This window comes from Stenotrophomonas sp. 8(2023) (assembly GCF_030345295.1).
GTDB classification, from domain to species: Bacteria; Pseudomonadota; Gammaproteobacteria; order Xanthomonadales; family Xanthomonadaceae; genus Stenotrophomonas; species Stenotrophomonas muris.
In genome coordinates this window covers 860,395-886,621 of the sequence record NZ_CP128404.1, presented here as the reverse complement: position 1 = coordinate 886,621, position 26,227 = coordinate 860,395, and the positions used below count along the sequence as shown (strand labels likewise).

Annotated in this window: 29 protein-coding genes and 1 tRNA gene; all 30 read right to left on the bottom strand. The window is 63.0% G+C overall.

The features are described 5' to 3' along the window. Positions 1 to 6 precede the first annotated feature (6 nt). Entirely contained in the window at positions 7 to 405 is a 399-nt protein-coding gene (gene rpsH, locus QP609_RS04025) for a 30S ribosomal protein S8 (RefSeq protein WP_005408210.1), read from the bottom strand. Positions 406 to 662: 257 nt separating this feature from the next. Further along, complete coding sequence (rpsN, locus tag QP609_RS04020) at positions 663 to 968, bottom strand: 30S ribosomal protein S14 (RefSeq protein WP_005408209.1); 306 nt, start codon at positions 966 to 968, stop codon at positions 663 to 665. 18 nt (positions 969 to 986) lie between these two features. Beyond that, positions 987 to 1,529, bottom strand: coding sequence for a 50S ribosomal protein L5 (rplE, locus tag QP609_RS04015; RefSeq protein WP_005415416.1), 543 nt, complete (start codon positions 1,527 to 1,529; stop codon positions 987 to 989). An 11-nt stretch (positions 1,530 to 1,540) separates the two neighbouring features. After that, entirely contained in the window at positions 1,541 to 1,858 is a 318-nt protein-coding gene (gene rplX / locus QP609_RS04010) for a 50S ribosomal protein L24 (RefSeq protein ID WP_004154490.1), read from the bottom strand. Between the two features lie 16 nt (positions 1,859 to 1,874). Then, complete coding sequence (rplN, locus tag QP609_RS04005) at positions 1,875 to 2,243, bottom strand: 50S ribosomal protein L14 (protein ID WP_010483978.1); 369 nt, start codon at positions 2,241 to 2,243, stop codon at positions 1,875 to 1,877. Positions 2,244 to 2,255: 12 nt separating this feature from the next. Beyond that, a complete protein-coding gene (gene rpsQ / locus QP609_RS04000; RefSeq protein WP_004154489.1) occupies positions 2,256 to 2,525 on the bottom strand; it encodes a 30S ribosomal protein S17 in 270 nt (89 codons plus the stop codon). Between the two features lie 11 nt (positions 2,526 to 2,536). Next, positions 2,537 to 2,722: a 50S ribosomal protein L29 gene (gene rpmC, locus QP609_RS03995; protein ID WP_004154487.1), complete on the bottom strand. Its 186-nt coding sequence runs from the start codon at positions 2,720 to 2,722 to the stop codon at positions 2,537 to 2,539. Next, positions 2,722 to 3,135, bottom strand: coding sequence for a 50S ribosomal protein L16 (rplP, locus tag QP609_RS03990; RefSeq protein WP_004154486.1), 414 nt, complete (start codon positions 3,133 to 3,135; stop codon positions 2,722 to 2,724). Before rplP ends, rpmC begins: the two co-directional genes overlap by 1 nt. Before the next feature lie 5 nt (positions 3,136 to 3,140). Continuing rightward, positions 3,141 to 3,875: a 30S ribosomal protein S3 gene (gene rpsC, locus QP609_RS03985; protein WP_004145350.1), complete on the bottom strand. Its 735-nt coding sequence runs from the start codon at positions 3,873 to 3,875 to the stop codon at positions 3,141 to 3,143. A gap of 18 nt (positions 3,876 to 3,893) precedes the next feature. Further along, positions 3,894 to 4,229 carry a 50S ribosomal protein L22 gene (gene rplV, locus QP609_RS03980; RefSeq protein ID WP_004145348.1) on the bottom strand — a complete coding sequence of 112 codons (336 nt, stop codon included), beginning with the start codon at positions 4,227 to 4,229 and terminating at the stop codon, positions 3,894 to 3,896. Between the two features lie 12 nt (positions 4,230 to 4,241). Continuing rightward, on the bottom strand, positions 4,242 to 4,511 hold the full coding sequence (gene rpsS / locus QP609_RS03975) for a 30S ribosomal protein S19 (protein ID WP_005415413.1): 270 nt from the start codon (positions 4,509 to 4,511) through the stop codon (positions 4,242 to 4,244). A 6-nt stretch (positions 4,512 to 4,517) separates the two neighbouring features. Next, a complete protein-coding gene (rplB, locus tag QP609_RS03970; protein WP_004145339.1) occupies positions 4,518 to 5,345 on the bottom strand; it encodes a 50S ribosomal protein L2 in 828 nt (275 codons plus the stop codon). 10 nt (positions 5,346 to 5,355) lie between these two features. Beyond that, positions 5,356 to 5,655 carry a 50S ribosomal protein L23 gene (gene rplW / locus QP609_RS03965; RefSeq protein WP_004145338.1) on the bottom strand — a complete coding sequence of 100 codons (300 nt, stop codon included), beginning with the start codon at positions 5,653 to 5,655 and terminating at the stop codon, positions 5,356 to 5,358. Then, positions 5,652 to 6,257, bottom strand: coding sequence for a 50S ribosomal protein L4 (gene rplD, locus QP609_RS03960; RefSeq protein WP_004145337.1), 606 nt, complete (start codon positions 6,255 to 6,257; stop codon positions 5,652 to 5,654). The genes rplW and rplD overlap by 4 nt, the downstream gene beginning before the upstream one ends. A 12-nt stretch (positions 6,258 to 6,269) precedes the next feature. After that, a complete protein-coding gene (gene rplC / locus QP609_RS03955; protein WP_004145336.1) occupies positions 6,270 to 6,920 on the bottom strand; it encodes a 50S ribosomal protein L3 in 651 nt (216 codons plus the stop codon). Between the two features lie 11 nt (positions 6,921 to 6,931). Continuing rightward, the gene (rpsJ, locus tag QP609_RS03950; protein ID WP_005408208.1) at positions 6,932 to 7,243 is read right to left on the bottom strand and encodes a 30S ribosomal protein S10; all 312 of its coding nucleotides are present in this window, start codon (positions 7,241 to 7,243) and stop codon (positions 6,932 to 6,934) included. Positions 7,244 to 7,575: 332 nt separating this feature from the next. Further along, on the bottom strand, positions 7,576 to 8,766 hold the full coding sequence (gene tuf, locus QP609_RS03945; RefSeq protein WP_014036096.1) for an elongation factor Tu: 1,191 nt from the start codon (positions 8,764 to 8,766) through the stop codon (positions 7,576 to 7,578). Between the two features lie 52 nt (positions 8,767 to 8,818). Beyond that, complete coding sequence (gene fusA, locus QP609_RS03940) at positions 8,819 to 10,960, bottom strand: elongation factor G (RefSeq protein ID WP_014646050.1); 2,142 nt, start codon at positions 10,958 to 10,960, stop codon at positions 8,819 to 8,821. A gap of 141 nt (positions 10,961 to 11,101) precedes the next feature. Further along, positions 11,102 to 11,575, bottom strand: a complete 474-nt coding sequence (gene rpsG / locus QP609_RS03935) for a 30S ribosomal protein S7 (RefSeq protein ID WP_004145321.1) — start codon at positions 11,573 to 11,575, stop codon at positions 11,102 to 11,104. Positions 11,576 to 11,587: 12 nt separating this feature from the next. After that, the gene (gene rpsL, locus QP609_RS03930) at positions 11,588 to 11,962 is read right to left on the bottom strand and encodes a 30S ribosomal protein S12 (RefSeq protein WP_004145320.1); all 375 of its coding nucleotides are present in this window, start codon (positions 11,960 to 11,962) and stop codon (positions 11,588 to 11,590) included. A 284-nt stretch (positions 11,963 to 12,246) separates the two neighbouring features. Further along, on the bottom strand, positions 12,247 to 16,470 hold the full coding sequence (rpoC, locus tag QP609_RS03925) for a DNA-directed RNA polymerase subunit beta' (RefSeq protein ID WP_014646049.1): 4,224 nt from the start codon (positions 16,468 to 16,470) through the stop codon (positions 12,247 to 12,249). Between the two features lie 89 nt (positions 16,471 to 16,559). Continuing rightward, entirely contained in the window at positions 16,560 to 20,714 is a 4,155-nt protein-coding gene (gene rpoB / locus QP609_RS03920) for a DNA-directed RNA polymerase subunit beta (protein WP_014646048.1), read from the bottom strand. A gap of 329 nt (positions 20,715 to 21,043) precedes the next feature. Further along, entirely contained in the window at positions 21,044 to 21,412 is a 369-nt protein-coding gene (gene rplL, locus QP609_RS03915) for a 50S ribosomal protein L7/L12 (protein ID WP_014646047.1), read from the bottom strand. A 63-nt stretch (positions 21,413 to 21,475) separates the two neighbouring features. Continuing rightward, positions 21,476 to 22,012 carry a 50S ribosomal protein L10 gene (gene rplJ, locus QP609_RS03910; protein ID WP_010480377.1) on the bottom strand — a complete coding sequence of 179 codons (537 nt, stop codon included), beginning with the start codon at positions 22,010 to 22,012 and terminating at the stop codon, positions 21,476 to 21,478. Positions 22,013 to 22,398: 386 nt separating this feature from the next. Further along, on the bottom strand, positions 22,399 to 23,097 hold the full coding sequence (rplA, locus tag QP609_RS03905; protein WP_014646045.1) for a 50S ribosomal protein L1: 699 nt from the start codon (positions 23,095 to 23,097) through the stop codon (positions 22,399 to 22,401). A gap of 4 nt (positions 23,098 to 23,101) precedes the next feature. Further along, a complete protein-coding gene (gene rplK / locus QP609_RS03900) occupies positions 23,102 to 23,530 on the bottom strand; it encodes a 50S ribosomal protein L11 (RefSeq protein WP_004145248.1) in 429 nt (142 codons plus the stop codon). 258 nt (positions 23,531 to 23,788) lie between these two features. Continuing rightward, positions 23,789 to 24,349: a transcription termination/antitermination protein NusG gene (nusG, locus tag QP609_RS03895; RefSeq protein ID WP_004154362.1), complete on the bottom strand. Its 561-nt coding sequence runs from the start codon at positions 24,347 to 24,349 to the stop codon at positions 23,789 to 23,791. A 10-nt stretch (positions 24,350 to 24,359) separates the two neighbouring features. Continuing rightward, positions 24,360 to 24,773 (bottom strand): preprotein translocase subunit SecE, encoded by a 414-nt coding sequence (secE, locus tag QP609_RS03890; RefSeq protein ID WP_004154361.1) that lies wholly within the window; start codon positions 24,771 to 24,773, stop codon positions 24,360 to 24,362. 49 nt (positions 24,774 to 24,822) lie between these two features. Next, a tRNA-Trp gene (locus QP609_RS03885) sits at positions 24,823 to 24,898 on the bottom strand. A 102-nt stretch (positions 24,899 to 25,000) separates the two neighbouring features. After that, positions 25,001 to 26,191: an elongation factor Tu gene (gene tuf, locus QP609_RS03880; protein ID WP_014036096.1), complete on the bottom strand. Its 1,191-nt coding sequence runs from the start codon at positions 26,189 to 26,191 to the stop codon at positions 25,001 to 25,003. Positions 26,192 to 26,227 lie beyond the last annotated feature (36 nt).

Genomic DNA, 26,227 nt, shown 5'->3' with positions numbered 1-26,227 from the left:
TTCGCCTTAGGCCACGAAGCACAGGACTTCGCCGCCGACGCCCAGCTGGCGCGCCTGCGCATCAGTCATGATGCCCTTGGAGGTGGAAATGATGGAGATACCCAGGCCGTTCATGACCTTCGGCAGCTCGCTCTTGCCGCGGTACTGGCGCAGGCCCGAACGCGAGAAGCGCTTCAGGGTCGCGATGACCGGCTTGCCTTCGAAATACTTCAGCACGATTTCCAGCTCGGACTTGTTGTTTTCCAGCTGGGTCACGCGCAGGTCGGTGATGTAACCCTCGTCCTTCAGGACCTGGGCGATCGCAACCTTGATCTTGGACGACGGGGCTTTCACCGTCTGCTTGCCAACTGCGGCCGCATTCTTGATGCGGACCAGCAGGTCGGCGATGGGATCAGTCATGCTCATATGAGTACCTTTGAGTGCACCGATATCCGCTTTCGCGAAAATCTGTTGTCTCCTGGAAACGGGCCAGGTCCCTTGATGCAGCGGGCCAGGCCCACTCCTACAACCCCGTCTGCACAGGGCAAGACGCGGGAGTATACGCCAAAAGAGCCCGACTTGCGTCGGGCTCTTCGGGTTTTTTCGCAGAAAGGAAGCTGAACAGCCCCCTCCCCCGGTTCAGCACCCCCGCAAGGGGGTGCTGAGCGCAGGGCCGGCTGGGATTACCAGCTGGCCTTGCGCAGGCCCGGGACGTCGCCACGCATGGTGGCTTCGCGCAGCTTGTTGCGGCCGAGGCCGAACTTGCTGTACACGCCACGCGGACGACCCGACAGCTCGCAACGGTTGCGCTGACGGCTCGGCGACGAATCGCGCGGCAGCTTGGCCAGCTTGGTTGCGGCGTCGATCTTCTCTTCGTAGGTCGCGTCCACGGAGGACACGATCTTCTTCAGAGCCGCACGCTTCTCAGCGTACTTCTTGGCCAGCTTTTCCCGCTTGATGTCGCGGTTGACCATGGAGGTCTTTGCCATTTCGGTTTCCTCGACAGATCAGTTACGGAACGGGAACTTGAACGCTGCCAGCAGCGCCTTCGCTTCCGCGTCGGTCTTCGCAGTGGTGGTGATGGCGATATCCATACCGCGGATCGCGTCGACGGCGTCGAAGTCGATTTCCGGGAAGATGATCTGTTCCTTCACACCCATGTTGAAGTTGCCGCGGCCGTCGAAGGAACGACCGGAAACACCACGGAAGTCGCGCACGCGCGGCAGCGAGATGTTGATCAGGCGGTCCAGGAACTCGTACATCTTGTGGCGACGCAGCGTGGTCTTGCAGCCGATCGGCCAACCATCACGGATCTTGAACGACGCAACCGAGATACGCGACTTGGTGACAACCGGCTTCTGGCCGGAAATCTTGGTCATGTCCGCGACGGCGTTTTCCAGGATCTTCTTGTTGGTGGCAGCCTCGCCGACACCCATGTTCAGGGTGACCTTGACGAGCTTCGGTACTTCCATCGGATTGGTGTAGCCGAACTGCTTCATCAGCGCCGGCACCACTTCTTCCTTGTAGATCTTTTCGAGACGGGAAGTCATCTTCACATTCCTCAGGCGTCGAGCGCCTCACCGCTGGAGCGGAACACACGCAGTTTGCGTCCATCCTCCAGCACCTTGAAGCCAACGCGTTCGCCCTTGCCCGAAGCCGGGTTCAGCACGTTCACGTTGGAGATATGGATCGAAGCTTCGCGCTCGACCACGCCGCCGGCAACACCTGCCTGCGGGTTCGGCTTGGTGTGGCGCTTGACGATGTTCACGTTGGCGACGACCACACGGTCGCCGTCGACGCGGACGACTTCGCCCTGCTTGCCCTTGTCCTTGCCAGCGTTGACGACAACCTGGTCGCCCTTCTTGATACGGTTAGCCATGATTATCTCCTGTCGCTCACAGCACTTCGGGAGCGAGCGAGACGATCTTCATGAACTTCTCCGAACGAAGTTCACGGGTCACCGGCCCGAAGATACGGGTACCGATCGGCTCCTGCTTGTTGTTCAGCAGGACGGCAGCGTTGCCGTCGAAGCGGATCAGCGAACCGTCGGCGCGACGCACACCCTTGCGGGTACGCACCACGACGGCGTCATACACTTCACCCTTCTTGACCTTGCCGCGCGGAATCGCATCCTTCACGGTGACCTTGATGATGTCGCCGATGCCGGCGTAACGGCGCTTGGAACCACCCAGCACCTTGAAGCACATCACCTGCTTGGCACCCGAATTGTCCGCGACGTCAAGGTAGCTCTGCATCTGGATCATGATTCAGACTCCTTATTCAGCCGCACGCGTGATGACTTCCACCACGCGCCAGTTCTTGGTCTTGGACATCGGAGCAATCTCGGTCACGCGGACGACATCGCCTTCCTTGCAGGCGTTGTCGGCATCGTGGGCGTGCAGCTTGGTCGAGCGCTTGATGTACTTGCCGTACAGCGCGTGCTTGACCTGACGCTCAACCAGGACGGTAACCGTCTTGTCCATCTTGTTGCTGACGACACGGCCTTCGACCGTGCGCAGCGTCTTCTTTTCAGTATTGTCGCTCATAGCGGCCATCCTTACTTCGTGCTGCCGAGCAGGGTCTTGACGCGAGCAATCTCGCGACGGACCCGGCGAATGTCGTGGGTCTTCGGCAGCTGGCCGGTGACCTGCTGCATACGGACAGAGAACTGTTCCTTACGCAGGTCGATCAGGTGGGCCTTGAGTTCGTCAGCCGACTTTTCACGGAGAGTTTTGATATCCATCAGCGCACCGTACGGGTCACGAAAGTGGTGGTGACCGAGAGCTTGGCGGCGGCCAGGCGGAACGCCTCGCGAGCCACTTCCTCGGAAACACCCTCGATTTCATAGATCATGCGGCCGGGCTGGATCTGGGCCACCCAGTATTCCACGTTACCCTTACCCGAACCCATTCGAACTTCGATGGGCTTCTTGGTGATGGGCTTGTCGGGGAACACGCGGATCCACATCTTGCCGCCGCGCTTGACGTAGCGGCTGATCGAGCGGCGGGCCGCTTCGATCTGACGCGCGGTCAGCTGACCGTGTGCGGTTGCCTTCAGGCCGTATTCGCCGAAGCTGACAGCGTTGGCGCTCCAGCTCAGGCCATCGTTACGGCCCTTGTGTACCTTGCGGTACTTGGTTCGCTTGGGTTGCAACATTGTCGTTACCTCGCTTCACGGGCCGGGCGCTGACGGTCACCACGGTCGCCGCGATCGTGACGATCGTTGCGCGACGGGGTGTCGTCCTGCTTTTCCTGGCCAACCTGGGAGAAATCGAAGACCTCGCCCTTGTAGATCCAGACCTTGATGCCGATGATGCCGTAGGTCGTCTTGGCTTCAGCGAAGCCATAGTCGATGTCGGCACGCAGGGTGTGCAGCGGCACGCGGCCTTCGCGGTACCACTCCGAACGGGCGATTTCAGCACCGTTGAGGCGGCCACCAACGTTGACCTTGATGCCCAGGGCACCCAGGCGCATCGCGTTGCCGACCGAGCGCTTCATTGCACGGCGGAACATGATGCGACGCTCCAGCTGCTGGGCGATCGACTCGGCAACGAGCTGCGCGTCCAGTTCCGGCTTGCGCACTTCGGTGACGTTGATGTGCGCCGGGACGCCCATCATCTCGCTCACTTCCTTGCGCAGCTTCTCGATGTCCTCACCGCGCTTGCCGATCACCACGCCCGGACGGGCGGTGTGGATCGTCACGCGAGCGGTCTTGGCCGGACGCTCGATCAGGATCTTGCTGATGCCGGCCTGGGCCAGCTTCTTGCGCAGCATTTCGCGCACTTTCAGGTCGGCTGCCAGGTAACCGGCGAACTCGGCCTTGTTGGCGTACCACTTGGAGTTCCAGTCCTTGGAAATGCCGAGGCGGATACCAATCGGATGAACTTTATGACCCATGGTCTTTTCCTTATCCGCTTACTTGGCGGCGCCCACAACCACAGTGATGTGGCTGGTGCGCTTGAGGATGCGGGTACCGCGGCCTTTCGCCCGCGCCATGAAACGCTTCAGGGTCGGACCTTCATCAACCATGATGGTCTGAACCTTCAGCTCGTCGACGTCGGCGCCCTGGTTGTTCTCGGCGTTGGCAATTGCCGACTCCACCACCTTCTTGATCAGGTGGGCAGCCTTCTTGTCCGAGAACTTCAGCAGGTTGACCGCACGTTCGGCCGGCAGACCGCGCACCTGGTCAGCGACCAGACGAGCCTTCTGCGGGGAGATGCGCGCAGTGCGCAGGATGGCTTTCGCTTCCATTGTCATCTCTCCTTACTTGCCCGACTTCTTGTCACCACCGTGACCCTTGAAGGTCCGGGTGATGGCAAATTCGCCGAGCTTGTGGCCGACCATGTTCTCGTTGACGAGAACCGGGATGTGGTTCTTGCCGTTATGCACGGCAATGGTGATGCCTACCATGTCAGGCAGGATCATCGAACGGCGCGACCAGGTCTTGATCGGCTTCTTGCTGCCCGCAGCGGCCTCCACCTTCTTGACGAGGTGGTGATCGACGAACGGGCCCTTCTTGAGTGAACGTGCCATGGTCGATTAGCCCCTACGATCGCGGACGATGAACTGCTGAGTGCGCTTGTTATGGCGCGTCTTGTAACCCTTGGTCGGAACACCCCACGGGGTGACCGGATGCGGGTTACCCTGGCCGGCCTTGGCCTCACCACCACCGTGCGGGTGGTCAACCGGGTTCATGGCAGCACCACGAACGGTCGGGCGGACGCCGCGCCAACGCTTGGCACCGGCCTTGCCCAGCTTTTCCAGGCTGTGCTCGTCGTTGCCGACTTCGCCGATGGTGGCGCAGCACTCGACCGGAACCTTGCGCATTTCACCCGAGCGCAGGCGCAGGGTGGCGTAGATGCCTTCGCGAGCCACCAGCTGCACGGCCGCACCAGCGGCGCGAGCGATCTGAGCGCCCTTGCCCGGCTTCAGCTCGATGCAGTGGATGGTGGTGCCGACCGGGATGTTGCGCAGCGGCAGGGTGTTGCCGGCCTTGATCGGGGCATCCGAACCAGCGATCACCTGATCACCGGCCTTCAGGCCCTTCGGGGCGATGATGTAGCGACGCTCACCATCGACGTAGCACAGCAGGGCGATGTGGGCGGTGCGGTTCGGATCGTATTCGATGCGTTCCACGCGCGCCGGGATGCCCAGCTTGTTGCGCTTGAAGTCGATGATGCGGTAGTGCTGCTTGGCACCACCACCGACGTGACGCACGGTGATGCGGCCGTGGTGGTTGCGGCCACCCGAGCGGCTCTGCGACTCGACCAGTGCGGCGTGCGGAGCACCCTTGTGCAGGTCGGGCGTAACCACGCGCACGGCCGAACGGCGGCCGGGGGAAGTGGGCTTGAATTTCATCAATGGCATGGGATGTACCTCAGGCCTTGGCCGTTACATCGATCGACTGGCCGTCGGCCAGGCGAACGTACGCCTTGCGCCAATCGCCGCGGCGGCCAGCACGGTTACGGAAGGACTTGTTCTTGCCCTTGACGTTGACCACGTTGACGGCTTCGACCTTGACGTCGAACAGCTGCTCAACCGCGGCCTTTACATCGGCCTTGGTGGCTTCGTTCGAAACTTCGAAGACATACTGGTTGGAGAGTTCCTGCAGGCGCGCGGTCTTTTCGGAGACACGCGGGGCACGCAGCACGCTGAAGATTTTTTCGTTGCTGTTCATGCCAGCCACTCCTCGACCTTCTTGACCGCGTCAGCGGTGATGACGACCGTGTCGGCACCCACCAGCGAGACCGGATCCAGACCCTGGACGTCACGCACCTGCACGTACGGCAGATTGCGGGCGGACAGGTACAGGTGCTCGGACGCTTCTTCGGTGACGATCAGCGGGCGCTTGCCCACTTCCAGGCCGGCCAGCTTGGCGATCAGACCCTTCGTGTTGGTCACTTCGACATCGAAGGACTCCACGATGGTCAGACGGCCCTGACGGTTCAGCTCGGACAGGATCGCGCACATGGCGGCACGGTACTGCTTACGATTGACCTTCTGCTCGAAGCTGCGCGGCTTGGCCGCGAAGGTGACACCGCCGCCGACGAAGATCGGAGCCGTCAGTGCGCCATGACGCGCGCCGCCGCCCTTCTGCTTCTTCGACTTCTTGGTGGTACCAGCCACTTCGGAGCGAGTCTTCTGTGCCTTGGTGCCGGCGCGACCGGCGTTGCGGTAGGCAACGACGACCTGGTGGACCAGATCTTCGCTGAAATCGCGACCGAACACGGCGTCGGAGACCGAGACCTTGTTGTTGCTACCCGTGATAACGAGTTCCATCGTCATCTCTCCTTATGCCTTGCTCGCCGGACGGACGATCACATCGCCACCCGCCGCGCCCGGAACGGCGCCGCGAACGGCGATCAGACCGCGCTCGACGTCGACCTTGACCACTTCCAGGTTCTGGGTGCTCTGCTGCACCGCGCCCATGTGGCCCGACATCTTCTTGCCCGGGAAAACGCGACCCGGGGTCTGGCGCTGACCCAGCGAACCCGGCGCGCGATGCGACAGCGAGTTACCGTGGGTTGCATCGCCCATACGGAAGTTGTGGCGCTTGATGGTGCCCTGGAAGCCCTTGCCCTTGGTGACACCCTGGACGTCGACGATCTGGCCGACTTCGAAGATGTCCGCCTTGACTTCGCCGCCAACGGCGAAATCGCCGAGCTGCGCGTCTTCAACGCGGAATTCCCACAGGCCACGACCCGCTTCCACCTTCGCCTTGGCGAAGTGGCCGGCTTCCGGCTTGTTGACCAGGGCAGCGCGACGCGCGCCGACGGTCACCTGCACGGCGCTGTAGCCGTCGGTTTCGACGGTCTTGATCTGCGCGATGCGGTTCGGGGTTGCTTCGATCAGGGTCACCGGGATGGAACGGCCATCTTCGGTGAACACGCGGCTCATGCCGGCCTTGCGGCCCACGAAGCCCAACGAATACTTCTTCGTCATGGTCGTAGTCCTCAGGTCAGCTTGATCTGAACGTCGACGCCGGCAGCCAGTTCGAGCTTCATCAGCGCGTCCACGGTCTTGTCATTCGGGTCAACGATATCGAGCACGCGCTTGTGCGTGCGGGTCTCGTACTGGTCACGCGCGTCCTTGTCGACGTGCGGGGAGACGAGAACGGTGTAACGCTCGATCTTGGTCGGCAGCGGGATCGGGCCACGCACTTGCGCGCCGGTCCGCTTTGCCGTTTCAACGATCTCGCTGGCCGAACGGTCGATCAGACGATGATCGAACGCTTTCAGCCGGATCCGGATCTTTTGGTCCGCCATGGCGGTAGGTTCCTTCGTTAAAAGAGCGACAGACAAAGCCTCTGGGTTGCTTTGCCCCATGAAATTCCTGAATACGGACGGCCCGCAGTCCTGCAGGCCGACAAGGTCACTCCATGGACCTCAAAAACGTAGGCAGACCAGTTTCCCGGCCTGCCCAGACGTAGAAGCATAATGGCACGCAAGGCAGCTGTCAACAGTCGCCTGTTGACGCCGCCTGAATGGCATTGACCCTTCCTGGTCCGGGGAACACAAGGCACATCCTGTGCCTGCTTTCCCATTTGATACGCCCCGATGCCCTACCCAGGCAACATCGGGGCGCAGATACTACCAGATTACTCGATGATCTTCGAGACCACGCCGGCGCCGACGGTACGGCCGCCTTCGCGGATGGCGAAGCGCAGGCCTTCGTCCATTGCCACCGGGTTGATCAGGGTGACGACCATCTTGACGTTGTCACCCGGCATCACCATTTCGACGCCTTCCGGCAGCGCAGCTGCGCCGGTGATGTCGGTGGTGCGGAAGTAGAACTGCGGACGGTAGCCGTTGAAGAACGGGGTGTGGCGGCCGCCCTCGTCCTTCGACAGGACGTACACTTCGCCTTCGAACTTGGTGTGCGGCTTGATCGTGCCCGGCTTGGCCAGCACCTGGCCACGCTCGACGTCGTCACGCTTGGTGCCGCGCAGCAGCAGGCCAGCGTTGTCGCCTGCCTGACCCTGGTCCAGCAGCTTGCGGAACATTTCAACGCCGGTCACGGTGGTCTTCTGCACCGGACGGATGCCGACGATTTCGATTTCGTCGCCAACCTTGATCACGCCGCGCTCGATACGACCGGTCACCACGGTGCCGCGGCCCGAGATCGAGAACACGTCTTCCACCGGCATCAGGAACGGCTTGTCGATCGCACGCTCCGGCTCCGGAATCCAGCTGTCCAGCGCGTCGACCAGCTTCAGGATGGCCGGCACGCCGATGTCGCTCTGGTCGCCTTCCAGCGCCAGGCGGGCCGAACCGGCGATGATCGGGGTGTCGTCGCCCGGGAACTCGTACTTGCTCAGCAGTTCGCGCACTTCCATCTCGACCAGCTCGAGCAGCTCGGCGTCGTCGACCATGTCGGCCTTGTTCAGGAACACGACGATGTACGGCACGCCGACCTGGCGCGACAGCAGGATGTGCTCACGGGTCTGCGGCATCGGGCCGTCAGCGGCCGAGCACACCAGGATCGCGCCGTCCATCTGGGCGGCACCGGTGATCATGTTCTTGACGTAGTCAGCGTGGCCCGGGCAGTCAACGTGGGCGTAGTGACGGATCGGGGATTCGTATTCGACGTGCGCGGTCGAGATCGTGATACCACGAGCCTTTTCTTCCGGCGCGGCGTCGATCGAGGAGTAATCCTTGAACTCGCCACCGAAGCGCTCGGCACCGATCTTGGTCAGTGCGGCGGTCAGCGTGGTCTTGCCGTGATCGACGTGACCGATGGTGCCGACGTTGACGTGCGGCTTGGTGCGCTCGAACTTACCCTTTGCCATTGTTCTATACCTTGATTGTTCGTAAGTGGTTTCAAGAGAGGCTGAGCGAGGCTCAGCCCTTCTTCATGACGGCTTCGGCGATGTTGGTCGGAGCCGGCTCGTAGTGATCGAATTCCATGGTGAAGGTGGCGCGGCCCTGGGTCTGCGAACGCAGCGCAGTGGCGTAGCCGAACATTTCACCCAGCGGGATCATCGCGTTGATGATGCTGGCCGAACCGTCACCGGTGGTGTCGGAACCCTGCAGCACGCCGCGACGACGGCTGACGTCGCCCATCACGTCACCCTGGTAATCCTCCGGGGTCACGATCTCGACCTTCATGATCGGCTCCAGCAGCACCGGCTTGGCCTTGGCGAAGCCCTGCTTGAAGGCCATCGACGAAGCCAGCTTGAACGCCATTTCCGAGGAGTCGACGTCGTGGTACGAACCGAACACCAGCTTCACCTTGACGTCCACGACCGGGAAGCCAGCCAGCGGACCGCTGGTGATGGTTTCGCGCAGGCCCTTCTCAACCGACGGAATGAATTCCTTCGGGATCACGCCGCCGGTGATGTCGTTGATGAACAGGAAGTCGTCCTTGATGGCCGGAGCCAGCTTCGGATCGGCACGGTCTTCAGCGGTGATCGGCGACAGCTCGATCACGACGTGACCGTACTGACCCTTACCACCGGACTGCTTGGCGTGCTTGTAGTCCGACTTGACGTCGGCCAGGGTGATGGTTTCGCGGTAGGCCACCTGCGGCGCGCCGACGTTGGCTTCAACGTTGAACTCGCGCTTCAGGCGATCGACGATGATGTCCAGGTGCAGCTCGCCCATGCCCGAGATGATGGTCTGGCCGGATTCTTCGTCGGTCTTGACGCGGAACGACGGATCTTCCTGCGCCAGACGGCCCAGGGCCAGACCCATCTTTTCCTGGTCCGACTTGGTCTTCGGCTCGACGGCCATCGAGATCACCGGCTCCGGGAACGTCATGCGCTCCAGGATGATCGGCGCGTCCACGGCGCACAGGGTGTCACCGGTGGTGGTGTCCTTCAGGCCCACGGCAGCAGCGATGTCACCAGCCAGAACTTCCTTGATTTCCTCGCGGTTGTTCGAGTGCATCTGCAGGATGCGACCGATGCGCTCCTTCTTGCCCTTCACCGAGTTCAGCACGGTGTCGCCACCGTTCAGGGTGCCCGAGTAGACGCGGAAGAAGGTCAGCGCGCCGACGAACGGGTCGGTGATGATCTTGAAGGCCAGCGACGAGAACGGAGCCTTGTCGTCCGACTTGCGGGTCATCTCGACGGTGTCGTCGTCAACGTCCACGCCCTTCACGTCCGGCACGTCGACCGGCGACGGCAGCAGCTGGATCACGCCGTCCAGCATGGCCTGCACGCCCTTGTTCTTGAAGGCCGAGCCGCAGTACATCGGCACGATCTCGGTGGCCAGGGTGCGGGTACGCAGCGCGTTGATGATTTCAGCCTCGGCCAGCTCCTCGCCGCCCAGGTACTTTTCCATCAGCTCTTCGCTGGCTTCGGCAGCGGTCTCGACCATGAACTGGCGAGCCTCTTCGGCAGCCGCCTGCAGATCGGCCGGGATGTCGCTGTATTCGAACTTCATGCCCTGCGAAGCCTCATCCCAATGGATGGCCTTCATCTTCAGCAGGTCGACAACGCCCTTGAAGTTGTCTTCAGCGCCGATCGGCAGCTGCATCGGCACGGCGACCGCGCCCAGCTTGGCCTTCAGCTGGCCGACGACCTTCTGGAAGTTGGCACCGGTGCGGTCCATCTTGTTGACGAACGCGATGCGCGGCACGTGGTACTTGTTGGCCTGGCGCCACACGGTTTCCGACTGCGGCTGCACGCCACCGACGGCACACAGGACGAAGACGGCACCGTCGAGCACGCGCAGCGAGCGCTCCACTTCGATGGTGAAGTCGACGTGCCCGGGGGTGTCGATGATGTTGAAGCGGTGCTCCGGCAGGGACTTGTCCATGCCCTTCCAGAACGCGGTGGTGGCAGCGGACTGGATCGTGATGCCACGCTCCTGCTCCTGCTCCATCCAGTCCATGGTGGCGGCGCCGTCGTGCACTTCACCGATCTTGTGGCTCTTGCCGGTGTAGAACAGGATGCGCTCGGACGTGGTGGTCTTGCCGGCATCGATGTGAGCCATGATGCCGAAGTTACGGTAACGCTCGATGGGAGTGGAACGGGCCACGGGAGCCTCTCAGATTTCTTGGATTTCGGATGGCCGAACGCCGCCTTTCGGCGGCCTTCGGATTGGCGCAGCCCTTCTGGGACCGCGAGGCAGCACGCACCGAAGTGGTGCTGCCCTGCCTGTTTTACAAGGCCGTCAAACTCACCAGCGGTAGTGGGCGAATGCCTTGTTGGCTTCGGCCATGCGGTGGGTTTCTTCGCGCTTCTTGATGGCGCCGCCACGGTTTTCCGAGGCGTCGATCAGTTCGGCAGCCAGCTTCTTCGGCATGGTGTTCTCACCACGCTTGCGCGCGGAGTCGATCAGCCAGCGCATGGCCAGGGCCATCTTGCGCGACGAACGCACTTCGACCGGCACCTGGTAGGTGGCACCACCGACGCGACGCGACTTGACCTCGACCGCCGGAGCGACGTTGTCCAGAGCCTTCTGCACCAGTTCAATGGCGTTGGCGCTGCTGTTCTTCTCGGTGATCACGTCCATGGCGCCGTACACGATCTTTTCGGCGACGGACTTCTTGCCGCTCTGCATGACCATGTTGATGAAGCGGGCGATGGTTTCGCTTCCGTGCTTCGGATCGGGCAGGACGGAACGCTGCGGAGTATTACCCTTACGCGACATAGTGCTCTCTCCTTATGCCTTCGGACGCTTGGCGCCGTACTTGGAACGGGCCTGGCGACGCTTGGCAACGCCGGCGGCGTCGAGCGAGCCACGAACGGTGTGGTAACGCACACCCGGCAGGTCCTTGACGCGACCGCCGCGGATCAGGACCACGGAGTGCTCCTGCAGGTTGTGGCCTTCACCACCGATGTAGGAAATCACTTCTTCCTGGTTGGTCAGGCGGACCTTGGCAACCTTGCGCAGAGCCGAGTTCGGCTTCTTCGGAGTGGTGGTGTAGACACGGGTGCAGACGCCACGGCGCTGCGGGCACTTGTCGAGCGCCGGCGAGGCACTCTTGTAGGTGGTCGCTTGCCGCGGCTTGCGGACCAGCTGGTTGATCGTCGCCATCAGTAGGTTCTTCTGATTGGTGGCCGGAAAATCCGACCAGAGATGCGGAAATGTTAAAGCAGGCCGAAATTCTGGCCTGCTGAGACAGACGATTGTAGCAACCTGCCAGGAAAGCAGTCAAACGCCTCCTGTCAAGCCCGTCCCTGATCCCGGGACGTTACTGGGGGGCCTCCATGTACCCCGTTCAGGTTGACAGGGTCGATCGCGGACGATCTCCCCTGCCCTTTCCCAATCCCATCGATGGACCGATGGGGTGGTCCGGCCTTGCGGCCGGACCGGCTACCTCATTCTTCGCCCGACGCCTGTTCAGCTTCGGCTTCAACCACCGGCGCCTCGACCGCGGCCGGGGTACCGGCCAGGGTCTGCATTTCCGACTCGGTGAGACCGGAAGCGCCGCGACGGCGGTTGCTGTGGTACGCCAGGCCGGTACCGGCCGGAATCAGGCGACCCACGATGACGTTTTCCTTCAGGCCACGCAGGTTGTCCGAGGTGCCGCGGACGGCCGCTTCGGTCAGCACGCGGGTGGTTTCCTGGAACGAAGCGGCCGAGATGAACGATTCGGTCGCCAGCGACGCCTTGGTGATACCCAGCAGGACCGGATCGAAGTGCGCCGGCAGCTCGTTGCGGGCCGACAGGCGCGCATTCTCCTCGATAACGCGCTGACGCTCCACCTGTTCGCCGTTCAGGAACTTGCTGCTGCCCTGATCGGTGATCTCGACCTTGCGCAGCATCTGGCGGGTGATCACCTCGATGTGCTTGTCGTTGATCTTCACGCCCTGCAGGCGGTACACGTCCTGGATTTCCTTCACCAGGTAGGCCGCCAGCGGCTCGACGCCCAGCAGGCGCAGGATGTCCTGCGGGCTCGGCTCGCCGTCCACGATGGTTTCACCCTTGGTGACATGCTCGCCTTCGAACACGATGACCTGGCGGTACTTCGGGATCAGCTCTTCGTGCTCCGAACCATCGGTGTCCTTGATGATCAGGCGCTGCTTGCCCTTGGTGTCCTTGCCGAAGCTGATGATGCCCGAACGCTCGGCCAGCACCGCCGGATCCTTCGGCTTGCGCGCTTCGAACAGGTCGGCCACGCGCGGCAGACCACCGGTGATGTCGCGGGTCTTCGACGCTTCCTGCGGGATCTTGGCGACGACGTCGCCCACGCCCACCGGGGCGCCGTCCTGCAGGTTGACGATGGAACGCGGCGGCAGCAGGTACTGCGCCGGCAGGTCGGTGCCCGGAATCGACAGGTCGTTGCCCTTGGCGTCGACGATGCGCACGATCGGGCGCAGGTCCTTGGCCTGGGTACCACGACGCTTCGGATCGGTGATTTCGCGCGAAGCCAGGCCGGTCAGCTCGTCGGTCTTCTCGATGACGGTGATGCCATCAACGAAGTCGATGAAGCGGATGAAGCCGGCCACTTCCGACACGATCGGGTGGTTATGCGGATCCCAGTTGGCCACGGTCTGGCCAGCCTTGATCGCATCACCGTCCTTGGACGTGATGGTCGCACCGTACGGCAGCTTGTAACGCTCACGCTCACGGCCGTGGGCATCGAGCACCGAGATTTCGCCCGAGCGCGACACTGCGACCAGCGAGCCGTTGGCATGCTCGACCGACTTGAGGTTGCTGAACTTGACCGAGCCGGTGGTCTTGACGGTGATGTTGTCGACCGCTGCAGCTCGCGACGCCGCACCACCGATGTGGAACGTACGCATGGTCAGCTGGGTACCCGGCTCACCGATGGACTGCGCGGCGATGACGCCGACTGCTTCACCGATGTTGACCAGGTGGCCACGGGCCAGGTCGCGGCCGTAGCAGCGCGAGCAGACACCGAACGCCGATTCGCAGGAGATGGTCGAGCGGACCTTGATGGTCTGCACGCCGGCATCTTCCAGCTTGGCGACCCAGGCTTCGTCGAGCAGGGTGTTGCGGGTGACGATCGGATCCTCGTCGTTGCCCGGCAGGAACACGTCCTCGGCAACCACGCGACCCAGCACGCGGTCCTTCAGCGGCTCGACCACGTCGCCGCCTTCCACGATCGGGGTCATGATCAGGCCTTCGGTGGTACCGCAATCCACCTCGGTGATCACCACGTCCTGCGCGACGTCGACCAGACGACGGGTCAGGTAACCCGAGTTCGCGGTCTTCAGCGCGGTATCGGCCAGACCCTTACGGGCACCGTGGGTGGAGTTGAAGTACTCCTGCACGTTCAGGCCTTCGCGGAAGTTCGCCTTGATGGGCGTCTCGATGATCGAGCCGTCCGGGCGGGCCATCAGGCCGCGCATGCCGGCCAGCTGACGGATCTGCGCCTGCGAACCACGCGCACCGGAGTCGGCCATGATGTACAGCGAGTTCATCGACTTCTGGTCGATGGTCTCGCCCTTGGCATTGACCACCTTCTCGGTACCGATGGTGTCCATCATCGCCTTGGCGATGCGCTCGTTGGTGCGCGACCAGATGTCGACCACCTTGTTGTAGCGCTCGCCGGCGGTGACCAGGCCCGACTGGTACTGCTCCTGGATTTCCAGCACTTCGGCTTCGGCCTCGGTGAGGATGCCCTTCTTCTCGTCCGGGATCAGCATGTCGTCGATGCCGATCGAGACGCCGGCGCGGGTCGCGTAGGCGAAGCCGGTGTACATCAGCTTGTCGGCGAACACGACCGTGTCCTTCAGGCCCAGCTGGCGGTAGCTGGAGTTGATCAGGCGGCTGATGTTCTTCTTGGTCAGCTCGGTGTTGGCCAGCGCGAACGGCAGGCCTTCCGGCAGGATTTCAGCCAGCAGGGCGCGACCGATCGTGGTGTCCACGATCGAGGTCTTGTTCTGCTTGTTGCCGTCTTCGTCGGTCACCACCTCGGTGATGCGGACCTTGACCTTGGCGTGCAGTTCCACCACACGGTTGTCGTAGGCACGCTTCACTTCGGCGATGTTGGCGAAGGCCATGCCCTCGCCCTTCTTGTTTTCCAGCGAGCGGGTCATGTAGTACAGACCCAGCACGACGTCCTGCGACGGCACGATGATCGGCTCGCCGTTGGCCGGCGACAGGATGTTGTTGGTCGACATCATCAGCGCACGCGCTTCCAGCTGGGCTTCCAGCGAGAGCGGCACGTGGACGGCCATCTGGTCACCGTCGAAGTCGGCGTTGAACGCGGTGCAGACCAGCGGGTGCAGCTGGATGGCCTTGCCTTCGATCAGCACCGGCTCGAACGCCTGGATGCCCAGACGGTGCAGGGTCGGCGCACGGTTCAGCATCACCGGATGCTCGCGGATGACCTCTTCCAGGATGTCCCAGACTTCGGCTTCTTCGCGCTCGACCAGCTTCTTGGCGGCCTTGATGGTGGTGGCCAGGCCACGACGCTGCAGCTTGGCGAAGACGAACGGCTTGAACAGCTCCAGCGCCATCTTCTTCGGCAGGCCGCACTGGTGCAGGCGCAGGTACGGACCGACCACGATGACCGAACGGCCCGAGTAGTCGACGCGCTTGCCGAGCAGGTTCTGGCGGAAGCGACCCTGCTTGCCCTTGATCATGTCGGCCAGCGACTTCAGCGGGCGCTTGTTGGTGCCGGTGATGGCACGGCCGCGACGGCCGTTGTCCAGCAGCGCATCGACCGATTCCTGCAGCATGCGCTTTTCATTGCGCACGATGATGTCCGGCGCGCTCAGCTCGAGCAGGCGGCGCAGGCGGTTGTTGCGGTTGATGACGCGGCGGTACAGGTCGTTCAGGTCGGAGGTCGCGAAGCGGCCGCCATCCAGCGGGACCAGCGGGCGCAGGTCCGGCGGCAGCACCGGCAGCACGGTCATGACCATCCATTCCGGACGGTTGCCCGATTCCAGGAAGGCCTCGATCAGCTTGATGCGCTTGGTGAGGCGCTTGAGCTTGGTTTCCGAACCGGTAGCGGCGATTTCCTCGCGCAGGCGGGTCATTTCCGACTGCAGGTCGATCGTGCGCAGCAGTTCGTACACGGCCTCGGCGCCCATGGCGGCGTCGAAGTCGTCACCGTGCTCCTGGCGGGCCTGCAGGTACTGTTCTTCGGTCAGCAGCTGGCGGCGCTCCAGGGCGGTCAGGCCCGGCTCGGTCACCACGTACGCTTCGAAGTACAGCACGCGCTCGATATCGCGCAGGGTCATGTCCAGCATCAGGCCGATGCGCGACGGCAGCGACTTCAGGAACCAGATGTGCGCGACCGGCGACGCCAGGTCGATGTGGCCCATGCGCTCACGGCGCACCTTGGCCAGGGTCACTTCGGTGCCGCACTTTTCGCAGACCACGCCGCGGTGCTTCATGCGCTTGTACTTGCCGCACAGGCACTCGTAGTCCTTCACCGGGCCGAAGATGGCGGCGCAGAACAGGCCGTCGCGTTCCGGCTTGAAGGTACGGTAGTTGATGGTTTCCGGCTTCTTCACTTCGCCGAAGGACCACGAACGGATCAGGTCCGGCGAGGCCAGCGCGATCTTGATCGCGTCGAAGTCCAGCGTCTGGCGCTGCTGGTTGAAGAGGTTGAGCAGGTCTTTCATGGTGTTCTCCAGAAGGAGGAATGCTGTGTCGATGGGCTTTCAGTTGACTGCCAGCGGCGCGGCGGCGGAGGCCGCCGCGCCGGCATGGATCAGTTGTCTTCCAGTTCCATGTTGATGGCCAGCGAGCGGATTTCCTTCACGAGCACGTTGAAGGATTCCGGCATGCCCGCGACCATCTCGTGCTCACCGTCGACAATGTTCTTGTACATCTGGTTGCGGCCCTGCACGTCATCGGACTTCACCGTCAGCATTTCCTGCAGGGTGTAGGCCGCGCCGTAGGCTTCCAGCGCCCAGACTTCCATTTCACCGAAGCGCTGGCCGCCGAACTGCGCCTTGCCGCCCAGCGGCTGCTGGGTGACGAGCGAGTACGGACCGGTCGAACGGGCGTGCATCTTGTCGTCGACCAGGTGGTTCAGCTTCAGGTAGTGCATGTAGCCAACGGTGGTGTGGCGATCGAAGGCTTCACCGGTGCGGCCGTCGTACAGCTGGGTCTGGCCGCTGCTCGGCAGGTCGGCCAGTTCCAGCATGCGCTTGATTTCCGCTTCGGTGGCGCCGTCGAACACCGGGGTAGCCATCGGCACGCCGTCGGTCAGGTTGCGGGCCAGGCGCAGCAGTTCCTCGTCGCTGAACTGCGACAGGTCGACACGATTGGCCACGTTGGTGTCGTCGTGGTTGTAGATGTCGTCCAGGAACTTGCGCAGGTCGGCGACCGCCGCCTGGGCTTCCATCATCGCCTGGATCTTGCGACCCAGACCCTTGGCGGCCCAGCCCAGGTGCACTTCCAGGATCTGGCCGATGTTCATGCGCGACGGCACGCCCAGCGGGTTCAGCACGATGTCCACGGTTTCGCCCGAGGCCATGTACGGCATGTCCTCGACCGGCACCACGTTGGAGACCACACCCTTGTTGCCGTGGCGGCCAGCCATCTTGTCGCCCGGCTGGATGCGGCGCTTCACGGCCAGGAACACCTTGACCATCTTCAGAACGCCCGGAGCGAGGTCGTCACCGGCGGTGATCTTGCCGCGCTTGTCGGCGAAGCGACGTTCGAACTCCTTCTCGTGCGCCTGGATCTGCTTCTGCGCGCGCTCGATGGCTTCCGAAGCGTCCTCGTCCTTCATGCGCAGGGCGAACCAGTCAGCCTTCTTCAGGCCGTCCAGGAAGGCGTCGGTGATCACGTCACCCTTCTTCAGGCCAGCGCCACCGTTGACCACCTTGCCCACGATCTGCGAACGCAGACGCATGTAGATGGCGGCTTCCAGGATGCGGAACTGGTCGTCGAAGTCCTTCTTGACGCGCTTGATTTCAGACTCTTCGATCTGGCGGGCGCGCTTGTCCTTCTCGATGCCGTCGCGGGTGAAGACCTGCACGTCGATGACGGTGCCGTCCATGCCCGGCGGAACGCGCAGCGAGCTGTCCTTCACGTCCGAAGCCTTCTCGCCGAAGATCGCGCGCAGCAGCTTCTCTTCCGGGGTCAGCTGGCTTTCGCCCTTCGGGGTGACCTTGCCGACCAGGATGTCGCCGGCACGGACTTCCGCGCCGATGTACACCACGCCGCTCTCGTCCAGGCGGTTCAGCGCCTGCTCGGAGACGTTCGGGATGTCGGCGGAGATTTCCTCCGGCCCCAGCTTGGTGTCACGCGCGACGCAGGTCAGCTCTTCGATGTGGATCGTGGTGTAACGATCCTCTTCCACCACGCGCTCGGAGAGCAGGATGGAGTCTTCGAAGTTGTAGCCGTTCCACGGCATGAACGCGATCAGCATGTTCTGGCCCAAGGCCAGTTCGCCGATGTCGGTGGACGGACCGTCGGCCAGCACGTCGCCGCGGGCGATGACGTCACCGACCTGGACCAGCGGGCGCTGGTTGATGCAGGTGTTCTGGTTCGAACGGGTGTACTTGACCAGGTTGTAGATGTCCACGCCTGCGTCGGTGGCGCCAACGATCTCTTCCTCGTTGACCTTGACCACGATGCGGGCCGCGTCGATCTGCACGATCTCGCCACCACGACGGGCATTCACGGTCACGCCCGAGTCACGCGCCACGGCGCGCTCGATGCCGGTACCGACCAGCGGCTTCTGCGCACGCAGGGTCGGCACGGCCTGACGCTGCATGTTGGCGCCCATCAGTGCGCGGTTGGCGTCATCGTGCTCCAGGAACGGAACCAGCGCGGCCGCGATCGACACGGTCTGCATCGGCGAGACGTCCATGAAGTGGACTTCCGCCGGCGGCTTCAGCAGCGATTCGCCCTGGAAGCGGCACGGGACGAACTGCTCGGTCAGGGTGCCCTTGGCGTCGGTCAGCGCGTTGGCCTGCGCAATGACGTACTCGTTTTCTTCGATCGCCGACAGGAACTCGACTTCGTCATAGACCTTGCCGTCCACGACCTTGCGGTACGGGGTCTCGAGGAAACCGTACTGGTTGGTGCGGGCATACACGGCCAGCGAGTTGATCAGGCCGATGTTCGGGCCTTCCGGGGTTTCGATGGTGCAGACGCGGCCGTAATGGGTCGGGTGCACGTCGCGCACTTCGAAGCCGGCGCGCTCACGGGTCAGACCGCCCGGGCCCAGGGCCGAGACGCGACGCTTGTGAGTCACTTCCGACAGCGGGTTGTTCTGGTCCATGAACTGCGACAGCTGCGAGGAGCCGAAGAACTCCTTGATGGCAGCGGCGACCGGCTTGGCGTTGATCAGCTCCTGCGGGGTCAGGCCTTCCGACTCGGCCATCGACAGGCGCTCCTTGACCGCGCGCTCGACGCGGACCAGGCCGACGCGGAACACGTTCTCGGCCATTTCACCGACCGAACGCACGCGACGGTTGCCCAGGTGATCGATGTCGTCGACCACGCCGCGACCGTTGCGGATCTCGGTCAGGACCTTGATCACGTCCAGGATGTCGGAGCTGTCGCCGTGGGCAGCGACCAGGCGCTTGGACTCTTCGTCGTTGCGCTCACCGAAGTACTTGCTGTCGTACAGCACGGCTTCGCCGGTGGTTTCCTTGCGGCCCACGCGACGGTTGAACTTCATGCGGCCGACCGCGGACAGGTCGTAGCGCTCGAAGGTGAAGAACAGGTTGTGGAACAGGTTCTGCGCGGCATCCTTGGTCGGCGGCTCGCCCGGACGCATCATGCGGTAGATCTCGACCAGGGCTTCCAGCTGGGTCTTGGTCGGATCGATGCGCAGGGTGTTGGACAGGTACGGACCACGATCCAGGTCGTTCACCCACAGGGTGCCGACCGCGTCAACGCCGGCCTTGCGGAAGGCCTGCAGCTGCTCGTCGGTGATCTCGTCGTTGGCCTGGGCCAGCAGCTCGCCGGTGGAGGCATCGACCACGTCGTGCGACAGGATGCGGCCGACGATGTAGTCGTCCGGCACGGCCAGGGCGGCGATGCCCGAGGCTTCCAGCTGCTTGATGTGGCGCGCGGTGATGCGCTTGCCGGCTTCCACGATGACCTTGTCGCCGTCGGCGAGGTCGAAGCCCAGGGTTTCGCCACGCAGGCGCTCCGGCACCAGCTCCAGCTGGACGCCTTCATCCGGATTGATGTGGAAGGTGTTGATCTCGAAGAACTCGGCCAGCATCTCCTCGTTGCTGTAGCCGAGCGCGCGCAGCAGGATCGACACCGGCAGCTTGCGGCGGCGGTCGATACGGGTGAACAGCGCGTCCTTCGGGTCGAACTCGAAGTCCAGCCAGGAGCCGCGGTAAGGAATGATGCGGGCGCTGTACAGCAGCTTGCCCGAGCTGTGGGTCTTGCCACGGTCGTGGTCGAAGAACACGCCCGGCGAGCGGTGCAGCTGCGAGACGATGACGCGCTCGGTGCCGTTGACGATGAAGGTGCCGTTCTCGGTCATCAGCGGGATTTCGCCCAGATAGACCTCCTGCTCCTTCACGTACTTGATGGCCTTGGTCGACGACTCACGGTCGTAGATCACCAGGCGCACGGTCACGCGCAGCGGGGCGCCGTAGCTCATGCCGCGCTGGCGGCACTCACGCTCGTCGAAGACCGGTTCGCCCAGCTTGTAGCCGACGTATTCCAGGGCAGCATTGCCGCTGTAGCTGGCGATCGGGAAGACCGACTTCAGCGCAGCGTGCAGGCCGTGGTCCGTGCGCTTGGCCGGATCGACGTTTTCCTGCAGGAATTCACGATAGGAATCCACCTGGATGGCGAGCAGGAACGGCACTTCGAGAATCGAGCGCTGCTTGCCGAAATCCTTGCGGATACGCTTTTTTTCGGTGAACGAATAGGACGTCATGAGGTCTTCCACCTTGTTGTGCGGATCGTGCGCCCACGATCCGAAGGGAACTTGAAATTGTCAGTTGGAAGTCGCTGGTATTGCCGGCACCAGCACGCCTTCTCCCGCTACTTCCAACTGCCAACTCGTCTGCTACCACTCCCCCGCTGCCGCGCCGTGCGCTGGCCTGCCGGGGTTTGACTGCAGCCCGTGTTGGGCTTTTTCCTGCTTTTGAAACAGTCGACTAACAGTCGACCCTACCGGTACCGCAACAACGACCAAAGGCCGGGGGCTTACGCCCCCAGCCTTGGCTGCATCGCCGTGAATCGGTGACGATGCAAGGTAACTGCTTACTTGACTTCGACAGTCGCGCCAGCAGCTTCCAGGTCCTTCTTCATCTTCTCGGCGTCTTCCTTCGAAGCGCCTTCCTTCAGGACGCCACCGGCTTCGGCCAGGTCCTTCGCTTCCTTCAGGCCCAGGCCGGTGATGGCGCGGACGGCCTTGATGACCTCGACCTTCTTCTCGCCGGCGGTCTTCAGGGTGACGGTGAACTCGGTCTGCTCTTCAACAGCAGCGGCCGGGCCAGCGGCAGCAGCCACGGCAACCGGAGCAGCGGCGGAGACGCCGAACTTCTCTTCGATGGCCTTGACCAGCTCCATCACTTCCATCAGGGACTTCTCGGCGATGGCGTCGACGATCTGTTCGTTGGTAAGGGACATGATTAATACCTTTGGATGATTTTCTGGGTTGAGGTTCCGTCAGGAACCACGGTAAGTCGAAACTCAGGCGGTCTCGGCGGCCGGCTCGGCAGCGTCGGCGGCGACATCGCCCCCCCCCTGCTTCTCGCCAACGGCCTTGATGGCGCGGGCAAACATCGTGACCGGCTCGGTCAGGACGCGGGCCAGCATGGCCAGGGCCTGGTCGCGGGTCGGCAGCGAGGCCAGCACTTCGACGTGGCTTGCCGGGAACACTTCGCCACCGATGGCGACGACCTTAGCCTTCAGCTTGTCGTTGCCCTTGGCGGCTTCCTTGATCAGGCGACCGGCAGCGCCGGGCTCCTCGAGCGAGAACGCGTACAGCAGCGGACCAACCATCTGGTCCTGGGCGACTGCGAACTCGGTGCCTTCAACGGCGCGCGAAGCCAGGGTGTTCTTGACAACCTTCAAGAAAACACCGGTTTCACGAGCCTGCTTGCGCATCGCGGTCATCTGGGCGACCGTGGTGCCAGCGTATTCGGCTGCGATCAAGGAGTGGGCCTTGGCGGCGACGTCTGCCAGCTCGGCGACTACTTCTTGCTTCTGGGACAGATTGAGAGCCATTGCACTCCTCCTATTGAACTCCGCTTACGGCTCCTGCCGTGTGCGGTCCTGTGCGGCATCCGTCCTGGACGCCGGGAACATCGGGATGATGTTCCGGGGGTGGGCCGTTCTAGACCTGGAGTGGGCCAACCTGGGAAACCCAGACGTGCGTGAACCAGAAAAACTCCAGAAGGGCACCATCTACGCAGGGTGATTCCGGGGAATCGATTAAGCGCTCATGACTGCTCCGGCGGCGACTCCTTGCCAGATCGAGCTTCCGTGCCCGTCGCCGGTATTGCCACGACCGCGCCTGCGGTCTTTGACGGCTACCGCAGGCGATGCACTGCCAGCGATGCCTTCAAATGTCACGGTCACGGCACCGAAGGTACCGTGACCGCTTGAAACAATTACTTCAGGGTCAGCGACGACTGGTCGACGGTGACGCCCGGGCCCATCGTCGAGCTGACCGAAACCTTCTGCAGGTAGGTGCCCTTCGAGGTGGCCGGCTTGGCCTTGATCAGGTCCAGCAGCAGCGCGGTCAGGTTCGACTTCAGCGCGTCTTCGGCGAAGTCGGCCTTGCCGATGGTGCAGTGGATGATGCCGGCCTTGTCGGTGCGGTAACGGACCTGACCCGACTTGGCGTTCTTCACGGCTTCACCCGGGTTCGGGGAAACAGTGCCGACCTTCGGGTTCGGCATCAGGCCGCGCGGGCCCAGCACGGTGCCCAGCTTACCGACGACGCGCATGGCGTCCGGGGTCGCGATGACGACGTCATAGTTCAGATCACCGGCCTGCATCTTCTCGGCCAGATCGTCCATACCGACGGCTTCGGCGCCAGCGGCCAGGGCTTCGTCAGCCTTGGCACCGGCCGGAGCGAACACGGCGACGCGGACCGACTTGCCGGTACCGGCCGGCAGCACGGTGGAGCCACGGACCTGCTGGTCGGACTTCTTCGCATCGACGCCCAGGCGCACGGCAACGTCGATCGACTCGACGAACTTGGCCTTGGTGGCGGTCTTCAGGATGTTGATCGCGTCCTCGAAGGCGTACGCCTTGCCCGGAACGACGGCGGCCTTGATGGCCTTCTCACGCTTGGTCTGTGCCATCTTATTAACCCTCCACCACGAGGCCCATGGAACGGGCAGAGCCAGCGATGGTACGCACGGCGGCGTCCAGGTCGGCGGCAGTCAGATCCGGTTCCTTCGCCTTGGCGATCTCTTCCAGCTGCTTACGGGTGACCTTGCCGACCTTCTCGGTGTTCGGGCGCTTGGAGCCCGACGAGATGCCAGCGGCCTTCTTCAGCAGGGTCGTAGCCGGGGTGCTCTTGGTGATGAAGGTGAACGTACGGTCCGAGTAGGCCGTAATGATCACCGGAACCGGCAGACCCGGCTCGAGCTTCTGCGTGGCAGCGTTGAACGCCTTGCAGAATTCCATGATGTTCAGACCACGCTGACCCAGCGCAGGACCGACCGGCGGCGAGGGGTTGGCCTGACCGGCCTTCACCTGCAGCTTGATGTAACCGACAACTTTCTTTGCCATGTGAGTGCTCTCCGGGTGCTAGCGCCTTTCGACAACAGGCTCCCCATCGGACCGGGAATCACGCGTCCCGGCATCGCGTTTTGAAATCATGCTGAAGGCCACCTTGCGGCGGCCTCGTCCTGCTGGCTTTCCCAGCAGGGAGCCGCGCACTATAACAGGTTTTTCCTTCACATGCCTGAAGCAGCAGGTAAACGAACGAAACCGGGCCAGGCCCGGTTTCTGGTCCGACGCCGAGCATGGCTCGACGCTACAGGCAGGTCAGACGGCCTTTTCGACCTGGCCGAACTCGAGCTCGACCGGGGTCGCACGACCGAAGATCAGCACCGAGACGCGCAGACGGCTCTTCTCGTAGTTGACCTCTTCGACGACGCCATTGAAATCGTTGAACGGGCCATCGGTGACACGAACCATCTGGCCCGGCTCGAACAGCACCTTCGGACGCGGCTTCTCGACACCTTCCTGAACGCGATTCAGGATGGCCTCGGCCTCGGAATCGGCGATCGGCAATGGACGATCGGCAGTACCGCCGATGAAGCCCATCACGCGCGGGGTTTCCTTGACCAGGTGCCAGCTTTCGTTGTCGATGCGCGGAATACCGGCTTCTTCGTGGGTCTCGATCTGGACCAGCACGTAACCCGGGAAGAACTTGCGCTCGGAGCGGCGCTTCTGGCCAGCGCGCATCTCGACCACTTCTTCGGTCGGGACCAGGACGTCGCCGAAGCGCTCTTCCATGCCGTCACGGACGATGCGATCGCGCAGGGCCTGCGCCACCGACTTCTCGAAGCCCGAATAGGCGTGAACGACGTACCAACGCTTCATGCAATTCTCCTTAGCGGCTCAGGAACCACTGAGTCAGTTTCTGGATCAGGAAGTCGAAGCCACCCAGCAGCAGGCTGAGGATGAGCACCACGACGATCACGACCCAGGTCATGCGGATGGCTTCCTGGCGCGTCGGCCAGACCACCTTGCGCAGTTCGAAGCGCGACTCGGAGAGGAATTCGCGGGTGTCGCGCCCCTTGCCGGTCAGCATGAACACGCCGATACCGCCAACCAGACCGACCACGACCGCCAACGCACGCAGCTGACCTGCCCACGCACCCAGCTGGGCGGCGCGACCAGAGTCGGCGGAGAACCAGAACCAGACGAACAGACCGGCCAGCACCAGCAGCGATGCGGCGACGTACTTGACGATATCCCCGCCGTGGGCGGAGTTGTCCTTGGAGTGTTCGATCTTGCTATTCATCCGGCTGTGTCTGCTTTAGCGGCGCAGGCCGCTGGGTAAGGTGGGCAGATGGCACGCCAGGAGGGACTCGAACCCCCAACCTGCGGTTTTGGAGACCGCTGCTCTGCCAATTGAGCTACTGGCGTACGTTGAAAACTTGCCTTCCCTTAGACGGCGAAGGCGGACCGAGGTTCCCGGCCCGCCATTCGCGTAACCGGCGGCGCTATGCAACCACCGGTACTGCAGGCTTACTCGATGATCTTCGAGACCACGCCGGCGCCGACGGTACGGCCGCCTTCGCGGATGGCGAAGCGCAGGCCTTCGTCCATTGCCACCGGGTTGATCAGGGTGACGACCATCTTGACGTTGTCACCCGGCATCACCATTTCGACGCCTTCCGGCAGCGCAGCTGCGCCGGTGATGTCGGTGGTGCGGAAGTAGAACTGCGGACGGTAGCCGTTGAAGAACGGGGTGTGGCGGCCGCCTTCGTCCTTCGACAGGACGTACACTTCGCCTTCGAACTTGGTGTGCGGCTTGATCGTGCCCGGCTTGGCCAGCACCTGGCCACGCTCGACGTCGTCACGCTTGGTGCCGCGCAGCAGCAGGCCAGCGTTGTCGCCTGCCTGACCCTGGTCCAGCAGCTTGCGGAACATTTCAACGCCGGTCACGGTGGTCTTCTGCACCGGACGGATGCCGACGATTTCGATTTCGTCGCCAACCTTGATCACGCCGCGCTCGATACGACCGGTCACCACGGTGCCGCGGCCCGAGATCGAGAACACGTCTTCCACCGGCATCAGGAACGGCTTGTCGATCGCACGCTCCGGCTCCGGAATCCAGCTGTCCAGCGCGTCGACCAGCTTCAGGATGGCCGGCACGCCGATGTCGCTCTGGTCGCCTTCCAGCGCCAGGCGGGCCGAACCGGCGATGATCGGGGTGTCGTCGCCCGGGAACTCGTACTTGCTCAGCAGTTCGCGCACTTCCATCTCGACCAGCTCGAGCAGCTCGGCGTCGTCGACCATGTCGGCCTTGTTCAGGAACACGACGATGTACGGCACGCCGACCTGGCGCGACAGCAGGATGTGCTCACGGGTCTGCGGCATCGGGCCGTCAGCGGCCGAGCACACCAGGATCGCGCCGTCCATCTGGGCGGCACCGGTGATCATGTTCTTGACGTAGTCAGCGTGGCCCGGGCAGTCAACGTGGGCGTAGTGACGGATCGGGGATTCGTATTCGACGTGCGCGGTCGAGATCGTGATACCACGAGCCTTTTCTTCCGGCGCGGCGTCGATCGAGGAGTAGTCCTTGAACTCGCCACCGAAGCGCTCGGCACCGATCTTGGTCAGTGCGGCGGTCAGCGTGGTCTTGCCGTGGTCGACGTGACCGATGGTGCCGACATTGACGTGCGGCTTGGTGCGCTCGAACTTACCCTTGGCCATGGCTGCTTATCTCGAATTCGTCTGAGAGGTGATGCT